Source organism: Streptomyces sp. NPDC088350, assembly GCF_044753545.1.
Classification (GTDB): domain Bacteria; phylum Actinomycetota; class Actinomycetes; order Streptomycetales; family Streptomycetaceae; genus Streptomyces.
The window spans coordinates 55,220-72,777 of sequence record NZ_JBIVNL010000015.1 but is presented as its reverse complement, the minus strand read 5'-3'; the positions used below and the strand labels follow the sequence as shown (position 1 = coordinate 72,777).

15 protein-coding genes and 1 pseudogene are annotated in these 17,558 nt (G+C 69.7%); 2 read left to right on the top strand and 14 right to left on the bottom strand.

Annotated features, from left to right (window positions below; translation table 11 throughout):
- Window positions 1-103 precede the first annotated feature (103 nt).
- From ACIQBL_RS40545 to ACIQBL_RS40510, 8 genes are all read right to left on the bottom strand, one after another.
- Window positions 104-988 carry a slipin family protein gene (locus ACIQBL_RS40545; RefSeq protein WP_401952186.1) on the bottom strand — a complete coding sequence of 295 codons (885 nt, stop codon included), beginning with the start codon at window positions 986-988 and terminating at the stop codon, window positions 104-106.
- A gap of 160 nt (window positions 989-1,148) precedes the next feature.
- Window positions 1,149-2,048 carry a S1 family peptidase gene (locus ACIQBL_RS40540; RefSeq protein WP_401951817.1) on the bottom strand — a complete coding sequence of 300 codons (900 nt, stop codon included), beginning with the start codon at window positions 2,046-2,048 and terminating at the stop codon, window positions 1,149-1,151.
- A gap of 252 nt (window positions 2,049-2,300) precedes the next feature.
- The gene (locus ACIQBL_RS40535; protein WP_401951815.1) at window positions 2,301-3,083 is read right to left on the bottom strand and encodes a DUF1684 domain-containing protein; all 783 of its coding nucleotides are present in this window, start codon (window positions 3,081-3,083) and stop codon (window positions 2,301-2,303) included.
- A gap of 44 nt (window positions 3,084-3,127) precedes the next feature.
- The gene (locus ACIQBL_RS40530; RefSeq protein WP_401951812.1) at window positions 3,128-4,441 is read right to left on the bottom strand and encodes an NtaA/DmoA family FMN-dependent monooxygenase; all 1,314 of its coding nucleotides are present in this window, start codon (window positions 4,439-4,441) and stop codon (window positions 3,128-3,130) included.
- Window positions 4,438-5,514, bottom strand: a complete 1,077-nt coding sequence (locus ACIQBL_RS40525) for an LLM class flavin-dependent oxidoreductase (RefSeq protein ID WP_401951809.1) — start codon at window positions 5,512-5,514, stop codon at window positions 4,438-4,440. Before ACIQBL_RS40525 ends, ACIQBL_RS40530 begins: the two co-directional genes overlap by 4 nt.
- Before the next feature lie 24 nt (window positions 5,515-5,538).
- The gene (locus tag ACIQBL_RS40520; protein WP_401951806.1) at window positions 5,539-6,300 is read right to left on the bottom strand and encodes an amino acid ABC transporter ATP-binding protein; all 762 of its coding nucleotides are present in this window, start codon (window positions 6,298-6,300) and stop codon (window positions 5,539-5,541) included.
- A gap of 42 nt (window positions 6,301-6,342) precedes the next feature.
- On the bottom strand, window positions 6,343-8,118 hold the full coding sequence (locus ACIQBL_RS40515; RefSeq protein ID WP_401951803.1) for an FAD/NAD(P)-binding protein: 1,776 nt from the start codon (window positions 8,116-8,118) through the stop codon (window positions 6,343-6,345).
- Complete coding sequence (locus tag ACIQBL_RS40510; protein ID WP_401951800.1) at window positions 8,115-8,972, bottom strand: amino acid ABC transporter permease; 858 nt, start codon at window positions 8,970-8,972, stop codon at window positions 8,115-8,117. The genes ACIQBL_RS40515 and ACIQBL_RS40510 overlap by 4 nt, the downstream gene beginning before the upstream one ends.
- A gap of 431 nt (window positions 8,973-9,403) precedes the next feature.
- Between ACIQBL_RS40510 and ACIQBL_RS40505 the strand changes: the two genes are divergently transcribed.
- Window positions 9,404-10,360, top strand: a complete 957-nt coding sequence (locus ACIQBL_RS40505) for an ABC transporter substrate-binding protein (RefSeq protein WP_401951797.1) — start codon at window positions 9,404-9,406, stop codon at window positions 10,358-10,360.
- 46 nt (window positions 10,361-10,406) lie between these two features.
- Here the strand turns inward: ACIQBL_RS40505 and ACIQBL_RS40500 are convergent, their stop codons facing one another.
- The 5 genes and pseudogenes from ACIQBL_RS40500 to ACIQBL_RS40480 form a co-directional block, all read right to left on the bottom strand.
- On the bottom strand, window positions 10,407-11,006 hold the full coding sequence (locus ACIQBL_RS40500; protein ID WP_384150716.1) for an ATP/GTP-binding protein: 600 nt from the start codon (window positions 11,004-11,006) through the stop codon (window positions 10,407-10,409).
- On the bottom strand, window positions 10,990-11,346 hold the full coding sequence (locus ACIQBL_RS40495; RefSeq protein ID WP_401951794.1) for a DUF742 domain-containing protein: 357 nt from the start codon (window positions 11,344-11,346) through the stop codon (window positions 10,990-10,992). Before ACIQBL_RS40495 ends, ACIQBL_RS40500 begins: the two co-directional genes overlap by 17 nt.
- Window positions 11,343-11,771: a roadblock/LC7 domain-containing protein gene (locus ACIQBL_RS40490; RefSeq protein WP_033286269.1), complete on the bottom strand. Its 429-nt coding sequence runs from the start codon at window positions 11,769-11,771 to the stop codon at window positions 11,343-11,345. Before ACIQBL_RS40490 ends, ACIQBL_RS40495 begins: the two co-directional genes overlap by 4 nt.
- Window positions 11,768-14,044, bottom strand: a complete 2,277-nt coding sequence (locus ACIQBL_RS40485; protein WP_401951791.1) for a nitrate- and nitrite sensing domain-containing protein — start codon at window positions 14,042-14,044, stop codon at window positions 11,768-11,770. Before ACIQBL_RS40485 ends, ACIQBL_RS40490 begins: the two co-directional genes overlap by 4 nt.
- 216 nt (window positions 14,045-14,260) lie before the next feature.
- A pseudogene (locus ACIQBL_RS40480) lies at window positions 14,261-15,251 on the bottom strand (hypothetical protein).
- A 474-nt stretch (window positions 15,252-15,725) separates the two neighbouring features.
- On the opposite strand from ACIQBL_RS40480, the gene ACIQBL_RS40475 reads away from it, so the two are divergent.
- On the top strand, window positions 15,726-16,166 hold the full coding sequence (locus ACIQBL_RS40475; protein ID WP_043681262.1) for a cell division protein SepF: 441 nt from the start codon (window positions 15,726-15,728) through the stop codon (window positions 16,164-16,166).
- Between the two features lie 54 nt (window positions 16,167-16,220).
- On the opposite strand, the gene ACIQBL_RS40470 is transcribed toward ACIQBL_RS40475, so the two are convergent.
- Window positions 16,221-17,417, bottom strand: a complete 1,197-nt coding sequence (locus ACIQBL_RS40470) for an acyl-CoA dehydrogenase family protein (protein WP_401951788.1) — start codon at window positions 17,415-17,417, stop codon at window positions 16,221-16,223.
- Between the last annotated feature and the right edge of the window lie 141 nt (window positions 17,418-17,558).

Sequence of the window (17,558 nt, the reverse complement as noted above, 5' to 3'; positions counted from 1 at the left end):
ACAAGGTCGACTTCCGGTCGTGCGGGGAACGCGCTCGCACGCCCCCTCGCCTTGAATATCCGCAGTCACCCCGTTTCCTGCGACTTGATCCGCCGGACAGGCCCTACCCCTGCCCTGAATCCGACCCCTCGGGTTCCGGATCCGAGTGGGGCGCGGCGGGCGGGAGTTGCTCCTGCACCGGTTGCGGTGCCACGGGGGCAACTGGCGCCACAGGCGCTGTGGGCGCGGGCGGGGCCGCCCGTTCCAGGAAGCGCAGCAGCTCGACCGGGAAGGGGAGTACGAGTGTCGAGTTCTTTTCCGCCGCCACCGCCACCACCGTTTGCAGCAGGCGGAGTTGGAGGGCTGCGGGTTGTTCGGACATCTGCGCTGCGGCCTCGGCGAGTTTCTTGGATGCCTGCAACTCGGCGTCGGCGTTGATGATCCGGGCCCGGCGTTCGCGGTCGGCCTCGGCCTGGCGGGCCATCGAGCGTTTCATCGTCTCGGGCAGGGAGACGTCCTTGATCTCGACGCGGTCGATCTGCACGCCCCAGCCGATGGAGGGGCTGTCGATCATCAACTCCAGGCCCTGGTTGAGCTTTTCGCGGTTGGAGAGCAGATCGTCGAGGTCGCTCTTGCCGATGATCGAGCGCAGCGAGGTCTGCGCCATCTGCGAGACCGCGAACCGGTAGTCCTCGACCTGTACCAACGCGTCCGCCGCGTCGACGACCTTGAAGTACACGACGGCGTCCACCCGGACGGTCACGTTGTCGCGGGTGATGCCCTCCTGCGCGGGCACGGGCATCGTCACGATCTGCATGTTGACCTTGCGGAGCTTGTCCACGAACGGGACGACCATGGTGAACCCGGGTCCGCGCACGTCCGGCCGGAGCCTGCCGAGCCGGAACACCACACCCCGTTCGTACTGTTTGACGACCCGCGCCGCCGCCATCGCGTACACCGCTCCGACGGACGCGAGTGTCACTCCCGCCGTCACCAGCTCCTCGACCATCACGGCCCCCCAGGGTCCGACGTGGCGTATCAGGTGCTTTCTCCGATGCAACGACGGTAACTCCGCGCTCCGCACAAGAGCGAGCCCCCGCACGCCAGTTGCGTACGGGAGCTCACCCGCTACCGGCTGCAGTCCGGAGCGGAGGAGATGCGGGCGGACGTCAGCCGACGCTCACGCCGTAGTAGCTCAGCGCCTCGGTGACCGGCTGGAAGAAGGTCGTGCCGCCGGAGGTGCAGTCGCCGCTGCCGCCCGAGGTCAGACCGTAGGCCACCGTGCCCGCGTACAGGGGACCGCCGCTGTCGCCGCCCTCGGCGCAGACGGTGGTCTGGATCATCTGGTACACCACGTCGCCGCTGCCGTAGTTGACGGTCGCGTTCAGGGCGGTGACCCGGCCGCTGTGCGTGCCGGTGGTGGAGCCACGACGGTAGACGGTCGTGCCCACGGCCGGTGTGGCCGCGCTGGAGATGGTCTGGCTGCCGACCGCGCTCGGGTGGGCGATCGATGTGTTGGTGTACCTGACCAGCGCGAAGTCGTTGGTCGGGAAGCTGTAGCCCACGTTCGTGCCCAGCGTCGTGGTGTGCCCCGAGTTGGAGTACCAGGTGGAGGCGACCTGACCGCAGTGGCCGGCGGTCAGGAAGTAGTACGTGCTCCCGCTGTGCACGTTGAAGCCGAGCGAGCAGCGGTAGGCGCCGCCGTAGATGGCGTCGCCGCCGGTGATCAGCTTCTTGAACCGGCCGGCCGTGTGCTTGATGGTGAGCGCGCCGGCGGTGCTGCCCGCCTGCGACTTGATCTTCGCGATCTCGGCCTGGGAGACCGTGCTGTCGACGGTGACGACGACACGGTTCGTCTTGCTGTCGACCGCCCAGGCGGTGCCCGGGACATCGGCCTTGAGCACGGACGAGTTCGCCGCGGAGAGCTGGCTCGCACTGAACGTGTGTGCGTCGCTGGCGCTCGCGGTGGGGACGGCGAACGCGGCAGCGGCGACGAATCCGGTGGCCACGGCGATCAGCCTGGTCCGTCTCGCGATTCCGCTGCGTGGGGTGGTGCGCTTGATCCTCACGTTTCGTTCCCTCCTAGGGGAATTCGGGGGCCCGCGTGGGGTCGGGGCCCGTGAGGCGCAGCCAGGTTCGGGCGTCCGGTTTTCGAACACGCCGTGTCCCTGACAAGCGCTGTGGGGGAGTATTCGGCTGCCCGGCCGAAGGACGCAAGGGCACCTTTCGGCCGTACGGCCTTCAACCTGCCCACGATCTACGCGAGTTGATCACCCCGCCGCGAAAGGTGGAAGCCCTGTCCACCAGGGATCGATGCCCACCTACCGGAGGTTGCGTTCCCCCGCCTCGATCGCGACGCCCAGCGTATTCCCCGGCGGCGGGAAAGGGCAGACGAAATGGTCGGCGAACGCGCACGGCGGTAGCACCGCCCGGTTGAAGTCGACCGTCGTGCGCCCCTCGGCGTCGGGCGCCGCCGGGTACAGGAAGCGGAACCGGTAGCTGCTGTCCCCGCTGGTGGAGTCGGCGAACACCGCCCACAACCTGCCGTCGCCCTGCGTCGCCACCTGAAGCGTCAGCTCCAACCCGTCGAGCTGGAAGGCGAGTTCACCGGCGAGCCCGAGCCCGCGTTCGACACCGTCCGCGGTACCGACGCGCACGGTGCGTCCCGCGTCGTACGGCGTGAAGCGTCCCGGAACCGAAAGGCGCGGTTCGTGGGGCGTGGCCTCGATGCCCCGGAACGCGCGCCGCGCCGCCGAGTCGGGGTCGTAGTCGCGCACGCCCCAGACGCCCTCGCGGATCAGGACGACCAGCCGGCGCCCACCGAGGCCGACGCGGGCCGCGCTCACCGGGCCGGTGTCCACGCCGAGGCGGATCCCGCCGGCGAAGGGTTCCCCGTCGACGGTCAGTCCGTCGGCCGCCGACGCGGTGAGAACGACGGCGTCACCGTCGGGAATCCATCCCCCCGGGATGTCCGGAAGTCGCCCGTCCGGATAGTCCTCCAGCCAGTGCGTGCCGGTGAGGGCGAGGGGGCCGTAGGGAGCCGACACGGTCTGTGTGCGGTGCCCGTGCCACCGCTTCCAGTCGTCGGCCGCGTCCGAGGTCATACCGTCAGCTCCATCGTCGTGCGCTCAGTCCTGTCGTCGTGCGGTCACCCCTTCCCCGCCGGGTCGGGGAGCCCGAGATGTGAGCGCAGGGTGGCGCCCCGGTATTCCGTGCGGAACACACCGCGCTCCTGGAGCAGCGGCACCACCCGGTCCACGAACTCGTCGAGCCCGCCCGGGGTGAGGTGCGGCACGAGGACGAAGCCGTCGGCGGCGTCCTGTCGTACGAACGTCTCGAGTTCGGTCGCCACGGCCTCCGGGGTGCCGATGAAGGACTGCCGGCCGCTCGCCTCGATCACCGTCTGCCGGATGGACAGCCCCTTCTGCCGCGACAGCGTCCGCCATTTTTCGGCCATCGCGACGGTGTCGCCGCGCCGGGTCCGCCCCTGGGTGAGCGACGGGTCGGGCACCGGGTCGAAGTCGGGGAACGGGCCGTCGGGGTCGTAGGAGGAGAGGTCCGTGCCCCAGATCTGTTCCAGGGCGAGGATCGCGTTCTGCGGGGAGACCTGCCGGCGCCTGATCTCGGCGGCCCTCTCCTGTGCCTCGGCCGCCGTGCCACCGAGGACGACGGTGACACCGGGCATGATCTTGAGGTCGTCCGCGCTACGGCCGTACTTCGCGAGGCGTCCCTTCACGTCGGCGTAGAAGACGCGGCCGTCCTCCAATGTGCCGTGTCTCGTGAAGATGACGTCGGCCGCCTGTGCCGCGAACTCCCGTCCCTCCCCCGAGTCCCCGGCCTGGATGACGACCGGGTGCCCCTGCGGTGAGCGCGGGACGGTGAACTCGCCCGCGATGTCGAAGTGTTGACCCCGGTGGGCGAAGGGCCGGGACAGTCCGTCCGGGGTCCAGGAGTCCCACAACTCCCGCGCTACGGACACGAATTCGGCCGCGCGCTGATAGAGATCCGCACGGTCGAGGTACCCCCCGCGCCGGAAGTTCTCGCCGGTGAACGCATCGGACGACGTCACCACGTTCCAGGCGGCCCGGCCGCCGCTGAGATGGTCCAACGTGGCCAGTCTGCGGGCGAGTTCGTAGGGCTCGTTGAAGGTGGCGTTGACCGTGGCGGCGAGCCCGATCCGTTCGGTGACGGCGGCGAGCGCGCCCAGGACGGTGAGGGACTCCGGCCGTCCGACGACGTCCAAGTCGTGGATACGGCCCTTGTGTTCGCGCAGCCGCAACCCCTCGGCGAGGAAGAAGAAGTCGAAGAGGCCGCGTTCGGCGGTGCGGGCGAGGTGCTCGAAGGAGGAGAAGGCGATCTGGGACCGCGACCGCGGATCGGCCCACACGGTGGTGCTGTTGACGCCCGGGAAGTGCGCCGCCAGATGGATCTCTTTACGCGAGTCGCGTGGCCGTACGGTCATGACGCTCCCCCGGTCACGGCGTACCGGTTGGCGGGCCGGGCCAGGCCCAGGTGCTCCCTGAGCGTGCTGCCCGGGTAGAACGTGCGGAACAGGCCCCGGTGTTGGAGCAGCGCCACCGTGCCGTTGACGAGCCGTTCCAGGTCACGGCGCGGCTCGACGGGCGTGAGGTGGAAGCCGTCGACGGTACGGTCGCCGTGCCAGCCGGCGATCAGTTCGGCGAGGTCGACCGGGCCGCCCCGGTACAGCGGGCCGTGCGCGGTCTGCCGCGGGCCGCCCCCGCCGTGACCGGGCTCGGCCGCGTGCTCGCCGTCGCCGAGGTCGACGACGAGGCTCGCCAGGACCCGCAGGGTGTCGGGATCGCGGCCGGACTTCTCGGCGGACGCCCGCAGTTCGGCCCGCACGTCCCCGGCCTGCGCGGAACTCGCCACGCGGACGAGCGCCACATCGGCGTACCGGGCGGCTGCCCGCCGGGCCTGGCCCTCGGTGGCGTCGACCACGCGAACCGGGTGGCCCTGCGGTGGTCGGGGCACGATCGAGGGACCCTTGACGGAGAACTCGGAGCCGGTGAAGTCGACGTGGTGCAGCTTGTCTCGGTCGACGAAGCGGCCGGTGGCCGTGTCCCGTATCTCGGCGTCGTCCTCCCAGCTGTCCCACAACTGGGCGGCCACCTCGGCGACTTCACCGGCCTCCTGCCACAGCGCGTCGCCGGGCGCGGCATGACGGCGGCCGAAGAGGCGGGCCTCGCCCTCGGTGGTCGACACGTCGATCCGCCAGCCGGCCCGGCCCCGGCTGACCCAGTCGAGGGTCGCGACCGCCGCCTGCACATGGAAGGGCTCGGTGTGCGTGACGGTCACGGTGGGCACCAGGCCGATCCGGCTGGTCGCCGGGGCGACCCGGGACAGGACCGCGAGGGCGTCGGGTCCGGGGCGCGCGAAGGTGTCGTCGAGCGTCACGAAGTCGAGGCCGCCGCTCTCGGCGAGCCGCGCCAACTCGACGTAGGAGTCGGCGTCGTAGGCCGACCGCTGGTCGACGGCGGCGGCCAGATGCAGGCCCCGGCCGTGCGAGGAGGTCATGTGGGGAGTCCCTTTCTGCGCACGTCACAGCACCTTGGACAGAAACGTCCGGGTGCGTTCGTGCCGGGGTCGGTCGAGTACGTCGGTCGGGGTGCCCTGCTCGACGATCCGCCCGTCGTCCATGAAGACAACGGTGTCGGCGACCTCGCGGGCGAAGCCGATCTCGTGGGTGACGACGATCATCGTGGTGCCCTGGTGGGCCAAGTCCCTGATGACGTCGAGGACTTCACCGACCAGCTCGGGGTCGAGCGCGGAGGTCGGTTCGTCGAAGAGCAGCAGTTTCGGCTCCAGGGCGAGCGCGCGGGCGATGGCGACCCGCTGCTGCTGACCGCCGGACAGCTGCTGGGGGTAGGCGTCGGCCTTGTCGGTGAGCCCCACCCGGCCGAGGAGCCGGCGCGCGCTCTCAACTGCCTCTCGGCGGGGGCGTTTCAGCGCGGAGACCGGTGCCTCGACGATGTTGTCCAGCACGGTGAGGTGCGGGAAGAGGTGGAAGTTCTGGAACACGAACCCGATCCGGGTGCGCTGCTTCAGCACCTCGCGCTCACGCAGTTCGTACAGCTTGTCGCCGGAGCGCCGGTAGCCGACGAGCGTGCCGTCGACGCTGATCAGGCCCTGGTCCACCTTCTCCAGGTGGTTGATGGTGCGCAGCAGCGTCGACTTGCCGGACCCGGACGGGCCGAGGATCACGGTGACCTCGCCGGCGCGCACCGCGAGGTCGATGCCCTTGAGCACTTCCAGCGGTCCGAAGCTCTTGTGGACGGACCTGATGTCGACCATGACGGTCATGGTGTGAATCCCTTGTGCTGGCAGCGGAGTTGGCGGTCGGGGCTACACCGAGGCCCGACACGCGAGGTCCCGCAGGAACGCCAGCACGGCCCGCGCGGTGGCGTCGTTCTGCCGGAAGGCGGGCCCTCCGGTGCGCGGCCGGGTGAACGCGCCGGGCGTCCGTACGTCGGTGTAGGGCCCGAGCGCGAACCGCCGGGGATGCGGCTGCCCGGCCGCGTCGAGGATCCGCCCGTCGGCGCGGTCCACCCGCAGCAGCCCTTCAGGGCTCTCCACCACGGCCCCGTCCGCGTGCAGTGCGCGCAGCAGCGGATCGACGGACCGCCCGACCGTGGGCTCGGGCAGCCGCGCCTCGACCAGCGCCCGCGCCTCGACCGTCACGCCCGGCACGGTCGCGCTCGACGCGCGGAACACTCCGTCCTCCGCGGTGACGGCCATGTCCGCGCCGACGAACCGCACGACGCCGGCCCGGGACAGCGCGAGCAGTTGACGCAGCCGGGGTCCGGGCGGCCCGGAGGCGAGAAAGCTGAAGAAGCCGTGCCACCAGGGCCCGACGTCACCGAGCCGGATCAACTGCCCGTAGACGGAGAGCAGTCCGAGGAAGACGGCCAAGTCGGGGCTGTTGGAGGCATCATGACGGCGACTCAGATCGCCCTCCACGTAAGCCCGCAGCCCTTCCTGGAACTCCTCCTCCGACGCGTACCGCACCCCGTCCAGCGGACGGTCGAGCGCCGCGAGGTCGAGCCGGTCGGCGGGGTCGGGCACGGCGGACGCCACGAGAGCCTCGCGGTCCGCCGCCTCCCCGGCCGCGTACTTCTCCTCGAAGTCGGTCCAGGCGATCGCCGTCCGCTCGGGGTGCACACCGAACAGCCGGTGGTAGTGCGCGAACCCCAACTCCTTCTCGATCAGCGGCCATACGTCCCGCCGGAAGTCGAACCCCTCCGGCCGCGCAAGGATCGCGTCGACCTCGGCGGGCCCGAAGAACCGTGGCAGCGGCGGCCGTTCACCACTCCACTCGTAACCGATCTTCGAGTGGTACGGCACCCCACGCCGCGACCCGACGTACAGCACCGGTTCCTGTCCCGAGGGGACGTAGGTGTCGCCGTCGTGGCGTCCGCCCCGGCCCTCCGTGAGCAGCACCATCAGGTCGACGAAGGCGAGCCCGAAGCCGCGCACGAGGACGGGTGCGCCGGGGGCAAGGGAGGACAGGTCGCTGTCGGCGGTGAAGTCGGGCGGCAGATGGACCAGGTCGTGGGCGCGGGCGTACGCCGCCAACTCGCCCTGTTCCTCGTCCAGTTCGGCGTCGAGGTGACCGAGGGCGAGGACGACGAGGTCGGCCGGGAGCGGTTGCGGGCTGCCCTCCAGCCACACCTGCTGGCGTCCCTCGCGCGGGCCGCTCACCCTGAGGGCGCGCCGCGGATGGTGGTGGACGGTGATGCCCGGCGGCAGGGCGGCCACGGCCTCCTCGTGCACCCAGCGCAGGTAGGAGCCCTGGAGTTGGCGGTCGGCGAAGGTGCTGCCCTCGATGGCCGCCCACTCGTGCAGCGTGGGACCGGGGCGTACCGGCCCGTCCATGACCACCGTCTCGTCGGTGAACATGGTGACGTCCTCGGCGTGCGAGTTCATCCACAGCAGCGGGGACTGGGCCGCGCGCCAGATGCGTCCGGCGCCCGGCGGGTGGGGGTCGACGAGGTGGATGTCGAGACCCTCGGCATCCGAATCGGCGTACAGATCGGGCGCGTTGGCGGCGATGCGCTCGATGAGACCGGTCCCCCGCGGCCCGGCCCCGACGATCACAAGAGATGGCCTGGGTGCGTTCATCGGCTGCGCTCCGAACCGCGCGCGTAGTGCTTCTCGACGTAGTACTGACCGACGCTGAGCACCGAGGTGACGACGGTGTACCAGATGGTGGCGACCATCAGCAGCGGGATCACCTGGTAGGTGCGGTGATAGACCAACTGCACCGAGAACAGCAGGTCCTGGACGGCGATGACGCTGATGATCGAGGTGCCCTTGAGGGTGCCGATCAGCATGTTGCCGGCGGGCGGCACGATGGAGCGCATCGCCTGCGGCAGCACGATCCGCCACCAGCGGCGCCACCGGCTCAGCCCGAGCGCCTGCGCGGCCTCGACCTGCCCGCGGTCGACGGAGAGGATGCCGCCCCGGACCACCTCGGCGGCGTACGCGGCCTCGTGCAGGGTGAGTCCGATGATCGCGACCGCGATCGGTGTGAACAGGTTGACGGTCTTCACGCCGAGCAACTCGGGGTACAGCGCCCCGATGTTGAACCACAGCAGCAGCTGCACCAGGATCGGGATCGACCGGAACAGCCACACATAGCCCCAACTGACGGCGCGCAGCACGGGGTTGGCGGACAGCCTGGCCGCCGCGAGCAGCGCGCCGAGGACGAAGCCGAGCACCATCACCACGGCCGTCAGCCACAGGGTGAGCCACAGGCCGCGCAGTACGGAGTCCGAGGTGAAGTAGTCGCCGACGACACCCCACTGGAACGCCTTGTTGCGGACGACGGAGGTGACGGCGAGCCCGAGCAGGACCAGTACGGCAACAGCGGCCGTCCACTGGCCGAGCCGGCGCTGCGGGACGATCCGCGGGGAGTCCGTCTGTTCCGGTGTGCCCGGTGCGGCGGAGGCTTTGGCGAGGGTGTCGGAAGACATAAGAAGACAACTCCGTGACGTCGGTCGAACACGGGTGGGTGCCTTCACACGGGGCGCCTCGCGGCGCCGTACGGCCGAGCCCCTCAGCAGGGCCGTCCACCGAGGGTACGGCGCCGTTTCCCCTTGCTGTCAAGGCTGTCCATACTGTGAGCGCTACGTCTCAAGTCGGTTGACGCACAACCGGATGCCTGTTCCACTTACCTCATGCATCCACAGCAGTGGCTGGTCAAGCGCTCCCACATCGACCTCGGTCGCGTGTGGTCCTCTTCCTGTTGAGCTGACCCACTGCACGCCCTGATCCCCGGTTCTCCCGCCTGATCGGGCGTTTCTCGCGTTCCCCCTCTCCTCCCGCTTCGCCTTCACACGCGCACCCCTCATCCCTCACCCCCCCTCGGGTTCTGCTCACTCTTGCCTTCAGGAGACCGCACACGATGCGTACGTCGACGCGTACCCGTTATAGGCATTTTGCACCTTTTGCCCTCATCACCTCGGCGGCCCTGCTCCTCACGGCCTGTGGCTCCGGTTCGGACGACACGACCGGTGGCGCGGCGAACGCGGCGGCGGCCAAGGCCGACAAGCTCCCCACCACGGACGTCGTCTCCGGCGTCCCGAAGGATGCGGCAGCCGCGAAGCTGCTGCCGTCCGGCGTCACCAGCCTCACCGTGGCGGTGGCCGTCGGCGGTACGCCACCAGGCACCACGTACCTGGACGACGGCAAGACACTGACCGGCCAGGACGTCGACTTCGCGGACGCCGTCGCCAAGGTCCTCGGCATCAAACTCAAGACGGAACAGGCCAGTTTCGAGGCGATCCTGCCGGCCCTCGACAGCGGCAAGTACGACTTCGGCGCCAGCAACTTCGGCGTGACCGACGAACGCCGCAAGACGATCGACTTCGTCACCTACATCAACGACGGCCAGGGCTTCGCCACCCGCAAGGACAGCAAGCTCACCAAGATCACCGACCTCGGGCAGCTGTGCGGCCTGAACGTCGCGACCGGCGCGGGCACCACCTTCGAGGCCACCCTTGAGGAGAACAAGAAGGTCTGCACCGACGCCGGCAAGAAGGCGTACAGCGTGCAGACCTACAGCGAGTCCGGCGCGATCTGGTCGTCCCTCCAACAGGGCCGCAGCGACGTCGTGATGTCCACGATCAACGGCCTGCGCTACGCCGTCGCCCAGCAGACCGGCGTCAAGTTCCTCAACGAGTTCCACCGCCTGGACGTCGGCTTCGCCTTCAAGAAGAACACGAAGCTGGCCCCGGCCTTCCAGGCCGCGGTCAACAAACTGATCGCGGACGGCACGTACGACAAGATCCTCAAGAAGTGGGGCACGACGGGCTCGGCGATAGCGAAGTCGCAGATATCCCCACCGGAACTAAAGAGCTAACCAGGGCTGCAGGGGGCCGAGTTCACGGACCGGCCCCCTGTCCCGCCTATCGCGACAGGGCGGCCGTACGGCGTCGTGGTGTGGCCCGAACCCCGATGACCCGGTCCATCAACGCCCCCAACACGTCCCGTACAGACCCCCGTTCACGCGCGTCACACTCCAACACGGGCACATCCGCACCCAACCCCAACGCCTCCCGCACCTCGTCCACATCGAACCGCTCCGCCCCGTCGAACCGATTCACCGCGAGGACGAACGGCGCGCCCTGCGACTCGAAGTAGTCGACCGCCGGGAAGCAGTCCTCGATGCGCCGGGTGTCCACGAGGACCACCGTGCCGAGGGCGCCCTCGACCAAGTCGTCCCAGAGGAACGAGAACCGGTCCTGCCCGGGCGTCCCGAACAGGTACAGCGCGATCGTCGGATCGAGCGTGATCCGCCCGAAGTCGAGGGCGACGGTCGTCGTGGTCTTCGCCTCGACGCCCACCAACGAGTCGACACCTACCGAGACTTGGGTGATCGCCGCCTCCGTGTCGAGGGGTTCGATCTCCGAAATGGCCCCGATGAACGTGGTCTTGCCGACCCCGAGGCCGCCGCTGACCACGATCTTCACGGCCAGCGGCACGATCTTGTCAGAGCGCCCGGACATGGTCCCTGATCCTTTCGAGCATCGGGAGCGGCAGCTCCGCGGGTTGCCGGCAGGCGAGTTGCCCGGCGGCGACGAGGTCGGAGATCAGCACCTTGGCCACTCCGAGGGGTACGCCGACCCGGTGCGCCACCTCGGCGACGGTCGTCGGCCGTTCGCACACCGCGACGATGTGGCGCCGCTCGAAGGCGAGCGACGGATCCGCCACGCCGACGGCGACGACCAGCGTCTCCAGCCGCAGATCCGCCTGGAGGGGCTCGGACCGGCCGCCGGTGATGATGAACGGCCGGACGAACGTCGCGTCCTCGTCAGGTTCTACGTCCCTGGGCTGTTCACCGTTCACCGTGGCAACGCCTGCCGCAGATCGGCGATGAGCGTCGGGGTGAGCAGATCACCCGCCCGCTCCGCGAGTACGGCCATCTCGTAGCCGACGAGGCCCAGTTCACCGCTGCTGTCGGCGAGGACGCCGAGACAGCTGCCGTCGCGGATCGCCGAGACGAGCAGGAAACCCCGCCCCATCTCGATCATGATCAGCTTGACCCCGTCGAAGCTGTACCGCTTGGACGCGCTGCGCGCCAGGCTGCTCAACCCCGAGACGATCGCGGCGAGATGGTCGGCCTCGGTGCGCCCGAGGCCGTCGGACACGGCGATCAGCAGCCCGTCGGAGGAGACGGCGACCGCGTCGCGTACGCCGTCGGTGCTCTTGACGAAGTTCGCCAGGAGCCAGTTGAAGGTCTGCGAGTCGTGCGGGGTGTCGACAGTGGTCACTTGGCGGCACCCTCGTTCGTCTCGGCGTTCTTCGCGGCACTCTTCTCGGTCTTCTGCTGCTTCTCCTTCTCGACGCTGATCCCGCCCCGCATGTGGGCGCTGCGCAGGGTGGAGAGCATCCCGGAGACCTGCTCGGGAGTCCGTTCCGGGTTGGCCGGTGCGGTGGGGGCGGGCCTGCCGGTCCGGTCGGTCTCTGTCACCGCCGCCGCGATACCGCTGCGCTGCGGCCTCTTGACCAGGCCGTTGCGGGTGCGCGCGGCGGACGAACCACCCTTGGCGGCAACCGGGGAGACCACCGCTTCGGGCTCCGGGCTCTCCATCTTCTCCGCCTCCGCCTTCTCCGCCTCCGCCTTCCTCGGGGCGGGAACCGCCGGCCCCTCCTCGACCCCCTTCTCCGTCAGCAGCCCCGCGGGGATCAGCACGCGCGCGACCACACCGGCCGCCGGTGCCTCGCCGAGCCGTACCTCGATGCCGCACTTGCGGGCGAGCGCGCCGACCACGAAGTGGCCCAGGAACCGGGTGGGTTCGGCCATGAAGCTGGCGGTGCCGGACAGGCGGACGTTGGCCTCGGCGAGCGCCTGGTTGTCCATGCCGAAGCCGTGGTCGACGATCGCGACCAGATAACCGGCGCTGGTGCGCCGCCCCTCGATCTCCACATCGGAGTCCGGCGGCGAGAAGCTCAGCGCGTTCTCCACCAACTCGGCGAGCAGGTGGGCGATTTCGACGACGACGGAGCCGGTGACATACGCGGGCTCGATCCGGCGCAGGGTGACCCGGCGGTACTCCTCGACCTCGGACAGCGAGGCGCGCAGCACGTCGTTGACGGCCAGCGGGGTGGACCAGGGGCGGGGGCTGGACTCCCCGGCGAGCACGAGGAGGCTTTCGGCGTTGCGGCGCATACGGGTGGCCAGATGGTCGAGTTCGAAGAGGTTGGCGAGGGTCGCGGGGTCGGCGTCCTCGTGCTCCAGCTTGTTGATGAAGCTGATCTGCCGGCGCACCAGGTTCTGGTTGCGACGCCCCAGGCTCACCAGCGAGTCGGTGGCGTTGCGCCGCAACACGGCCTGTTCGGTGGCGAGATCGAAGGCGGACCGCTGCACCCGGTCGAACGCCTCGGCCACCTCCCGGACTTCGGCCCCGGCCTTGCCGTTGACGGCCAGCGGAGCGGGCGGCTGCGGCGCCGCCCCGGACGACCCGTCCTGTACGGCGGCCACGGCCTGCGGCAGCCTGTTGCCGGCCACCTCCCGTGCCTGCTGGGCGAGTTCGACGAGCGGCGAGGACACGGACCGTACGCAGTCGAGGGCCAGCGCGGCGAGCGCGACGACCGTGCCGAGGGCGAGCAGCAGGAACAGCAGCAGGTCGCGCTGGGCCGAACTCTCCAGCTGGGCGGCGCGGTTCTCGACATCGGTGCCGAGCCCGATCTGCACGTCCCGCATCCCGTTGATGGTGGAGGTCATGGAGTCCCACCAGGCCATCGGCGGAATCGCGCTCGACTTGAGTTTCCCGGTGCCGTGCACCGCCTTGCTCTCGTACGCCAGCGCGCGTTCGGCGTCGGGCGTGGTCAGGGCGGTGTCCAGGCGCCGTTCCTGCATGGCGCCGGCCGACCGCGGGAAGGCGTCGAGGGCGGCGAGGCGCCCGGCGCGGATCTCCATGAACCGGCTGTAGTCGCCGCCGCGGAACTTCCCCGCGCGTACCGAACCGAGCACGATGGCGCGCTCCTCGCCGGTGAACTCCTTGGCGTTGCCGAGGACTTGGAGCGCCTGGTAGGCGTCGCGGAGGTTGCCGTCGTGGACGTCTTCGAGGCCGAGGTCGAGCCGGTCGAGGACGGTGATCGTGGTGGTGAAGTAGTCGAAGGTGTCCTTCACCACGCCGGTGCCGTCGTCGGCGTCCTTGCGGATGCCGGCGAGTCCGTCGAGCCGGCCGAGGGACTCGCGCACGGAACCGGCAGCCGAGTCCTCACGCCCCTCCAGGGCCACGTCCAACTGCTGGCGCGCGGTGTCGGTCGCCTTGCGCTGCGCGGGCAGCTTGGCGCTGAACTGCTGGACGCCGCCGACGTATCCGGTGGTGAGACCGCGCTCCTTCTGCAACTCGTGGACGAGTCCTTGGAGGGTGATTTCCAGGCGGGCGTTGTCGGCGGTCGCGGAGGCGTTGCGATAGGCGGAGATCTGTTCGGCGGCCGCGACGCCGAGCAGTGCGAGCAGGACCGCGAGGGCGAGGATCAGAATCCTCAGCAGCCTGGTGCGGATGCTGGTGGTCGCTTTTGTTGTGACGTCCACTGAAGTGCCTTAAGTGGGTGGCGAGTTGATCGGGGGTTGATCGGGGATCGAACCTGAGGCAGAAATGGTTCTGCTCCCGCCCAACGACACTCACGGCACACCGGTCACCGGATCATGTTTTTGTTTTACCGCTCCGAAACATGGGCCACCGGGCCCCGCAGGTCGGCCATGATCCCCGTGTGCGGCGTATACAACGGTGGTGACTGCCCGTCACGTTCAGCAGTCGCAGCACGACAGACATTCGCAGCACTCGCAGGCGTCGCAGCACGAGCAGTCGCAGCTCGAACAGCACACCTTGCAGGTGCAGCACAGCCCGAGGGCGGCGGCTCACCGCCGTAGGGATTGCCGCCGTAGGGAGTGCCGCCGTGGCGCGGATCGCCCGGCAGGTAGGGGGTCTGCGGCGGCCCGAAGGCGCCCTGCGGCTCCGATACGTGCGCGGACCCGGACCCGTGCCCGCACGACTGTGTCCCGAAGGCCCGGTCCACCGAGCGCCCCAGTTCGTGCGCGAGCAGCAGATGCGCCGGCTTGCCGTCGGTGAAGGACGTCTCCCGCAGTGCGAGGCGTATCCCGCGCAGCGCGTCGTCGGCCAGCCTGCGGGCCTCGGTGAGCGGGGTGCCGGTCGCGGTGAGGGGGTTCCAGGCGCCCGACGCCGCGTCAGTCTCCCTGTCCTCCACGGCGTCCAGGAGATGCGCGAGCCGTCCGAAGAGGCGCCCGGCCTCCGCGAACGGTGCGGCGTTACCGGCCGTCCGGCGAGGATCGCGGCGTGCGCGAAGGCCGCGGCGGTGGCGGTCTCGGTCGGTTCGGTGACGGTCAGGATCGGCGTACCGGGCCCGGCGAGCGCCTCGACGCCGAACTGCCGGTCCACGGCGTCGACGAGTACGGCGGCGTCGAACCCGACGGCGGAACCGCTCCGCGCCCCGGCCCGCCCCCAGCTCTCCGCGACCCGCCGGGCGGCCGGCGCCACCGGCCCGCGGGCCGACAGCCCGTCCCCGTCCCCGTCCCCGTCCCCGTCCCCGTCCCCGTCGGCGACATGGTCACGCACCTTGGCGGAGGCGAGCACCAGCGAGACGGCCGCCGCGAGGCAGGCCCCCTCGCCCTGTGCGACGGACGCGGTCCGCATCCCGCGCAACGGGCAGGGCCCGGCCGTACGCCGCCACCCCCCGCCCTCCCGCTCGACCTGAGCCTCCGTCAGGACCGAGAGGAGCAGACCGTCGTAATTGGTGACAACTCTCGCGAACTACCCATGGTCTCCGCGCAGTGCGAGACACAGGCCGCACACATGCGCCATCCACCGCGCCTTGAGGCTCTCACCGAGCCGGTGACCGCAAGGCCGGACCATTCCGAACACGACAACCCCCCGTGGCGTGAACGACATCTGACAGGGCATCCGGAGTTCGACAGGGCATCTGACCGGGCGTTGAGCTGCCGCATCGCATCGACCACCCCGTTCACCCGTACGCACCAGCCGTCACCCGGACGCCGGGAAGAATCATATTTCACTCTCAGTCAGCAGCCGTATCCAGCAACACCCTTGATACACGGGGGCCCTCGACGTATTGGCTGTGCACCAGTAGCGTCACAAACCCCCCGCGCGGCGTCTATCCACTTGGCGCGCGATCCGCATCATGGATGACCATAGGGATGTGGAAAGCAAGTAAGACCGCTGTGAGAGGAGGCGTCCATGGGATCGGTACGCAAGGCGAGTGCCTGGCTTGGGCTCGTTGACGACAACGATGACGAGCGCTATTACGACGACGACTACTCCGAAGGGACCGAGCAGCCCGGGGATGCCTGGGTCACGGATCCGCGGGTGAAGGTGGCCGAGGACGTCGCCGAGGTGAAGGGCCGGCGGATCGGCACGGTCACCCCGGACAGCTTCCGGGACGCCCGCGCCATCGGTGAGCTGTTCCGGGAAGGGGTTCCGGTGATCGTGAACCTCACGGCGATGGAGGCGACCGACGCCAAGCGCGTGGTCGACTTCGCGGCCGGTCTGACCTTCGGTCTGCGCGGCACGATCGAGCGGGTCGCCAACCGTGTCTTCCTGCTGACCCCCGCCAACACCGAGATCGTCAGCGGCGACCCGGTCGCGCGCCGCGAGGACGGTTTCTTCAACCAGAGCTGAGGCAGGGCCGCTTACCGGCCCTGCCTCCCGCAGGGTTGTTCCTGAGCCGCCGGTCTACCGGAAGGCGTCGAGTCCGGTGAGCGCCTTGCCCAGCACGAGCTGGTGCATCTCGACGGTGCCCTCGTACGTGAGCACCGACTCCAGGTTCGTCGCGTGCCGCATGACCGGGTACTCCAGTGAGATCCCGTTGGCACCGAGGATGGTCCGTGCCGTACGGCAGATCTCGATGGCCTCTCGTACGTTGTTCAGTTTGCCGAAGCTGACCTGCTCGGGACGCAGGCGCCCGGCGTCCATGCGCCGCCCCAGGTGATGGGCGAGCAGAATCCCCTTGTGCAGTTCGACCGCCATGTCGGCGAACTTGGCCTGGGTGAGCTGGAAGCCGCCGATGGGCCGCCCGAACTGCTCCCGGGTCTTCGCGTAGGCGAGGGCGGACTCGAAGGAAGCGCGCGCCGCGCCCATCGCACCCCACACGATTCCGTAACGGGCGTGCGACAGACAGCTGAGCGGCCCCTTCAGTCCCACGACCTCCGGCAACACGGCATCGGCGGGCAACCGCACGTCGTCGAGGACGAGTTCGCTGGTGACGGATGCGCGCAGTGACCACTTGTGCTTGATCTCGGGAGCGGAGAACCCGGGGACATCGGTGGGCACGACAAACCCACGGATCCCTTCGTCGCTCTGTGCCCACACAACGGCGACCCCCGCCACCGACCCATTCGTGATCCACATCTTCCGCCCGTTGAGCACCCAGTCGCCGCCGTCGCGCTTGGCGTGGGTCCGCATCGCGCCGGGGTCGGACCCGTGGTCGGGCTCGGTCAGCCCGAAGCACCCGATGACGTCTCCGGAGGCCATGCGCGGCAACCACGCCTGCTTCTGCTCCTCGCTCCCGAAGCGATGGAGGGCGTACATGGCGAGGGACCCCTGCACCGACACGAGCGACCTGATCCCGGAGTCGGCGGCCTCCAACTCCAGGCAGGCGAGCCCGTATTGCACGGCGGAGGCACCGGCACACCCGTACCCGCTCAGCGACATCCCGAGCGCCCCGATACCGCCCAACTCCCGCGCGAGTTCCCGGATCCCGGGCAGCTCGCCCTTCTCGTACCACTCGGCGACGTACGGCAACACCCGGTCGGCGGCCCACGCACGGACCGTGTCACGGATCGCGAGGTCCTCGGGGTCGAGCAGGTCGTCGATGCCGAGGGGGTCGGCGGGGTCGAAGGGGGGCAACTTCGAGGAGGGGGACGCGGGCATGACACAGCCTCCGAGATCTAAGAAAACTACCACCGCTAGTTACGATAGCGCGGGCGGGAAGCCGCCAACGGCGAAGGACCACCCACGGGAGACGTCCACCTCTTGGTCGCCCGTAAACGGGCGGTGCGTGGGTGGGAGAGG

What these genes read in the sequence shown, in the direction of transcription:
- ACIQBL_RS40515 (WP_401951803.1), bottom strand. Translation starts at nt 8,118, where the DNA reads ATGAACGCACCCAGGCCATCTCTTGTGATCGTCGGGGCCGGGCCGCGG.
- ACIQBL_RS40510 (WP_401951800.1), bottom strand. Translation starts at nt 8,972, where the DNA reads ATGTCTTCCGACACCCTCGCCAAAGCCTCCGCCGCACCGGGCACACCG.
- ACIQBL_RS40470 (WP_401951788.1), bottom strand. Translation starts at nt 17,417, where the DNA reads ATGCCCGCGTCCCCCTCCTCGAAGTTGCCCCCCTTCGACCCCGCCGAC.
- ACIQBL_RS40500 (WP_384150716.1), bottom strand. Translation starts at nt 11,006, where the DNA reads ATGTCCGGGCGCTCTGACAAGATCGTGCCGCTGGCCGTGAAGATCGTG.
- ACIQBL_RS40530 (WP_401951812.1), bottom strand. Translation starts at nt 4,441, where the DNA reads ATGACCGTACGGCCACGCGACTCGCGTAAAGAGATCCATCTGGCGGCG.
- ACIQBL_RS40545 (WP_401952186.1), bottom strand. Translation starts at nt 988, where the DNA reads ATGGTCGAGGAGCTGGTGACGGCGGGAGTGACACTCGCGTCCGTCGGA.
- ACIQBL_RS40525 (WP_401951809.1), bottom strand. Translation starts at nt 5,514, where the DNA reads ATGACCTCCTCGCACGGCCGGGGCCTGCATCTGGCCGCCGCCGTCGAC.
- ACIQBL_RS40535 (WP_401951815.1), bottom strand. Translation starts at nt 3,083, where the DNA reads ATGACCTCGGACGCGGCCGACGACTGGAAGCGGTGGCACGGGCACCGC.
- ACIQBL_RS40475 (WP_043681262.1), top strand. Translation starts at nt 15,726, where the DNA reads ATGGGATCGGTACGCAAGGCGAGTGCCTGGCTTGGGCTCGTTGACGAC.
- ACIQBL_RS40505 (WP_401951797.1), top strand. Translation starts at nt 9,404, where the DNA reads ATGCGTACGTCGACGCGTACCCGTTATAGGCATTTTGCACCTTTTGCC.
- ACIQBL_RS40520 (WP_401951806.1), bottom strand. Translation starts at nt 6,300, where the DNA reads ATGACCGTCATGGTCGACATCAGGTCCGTCCACAAGAGCTTCGGACCG.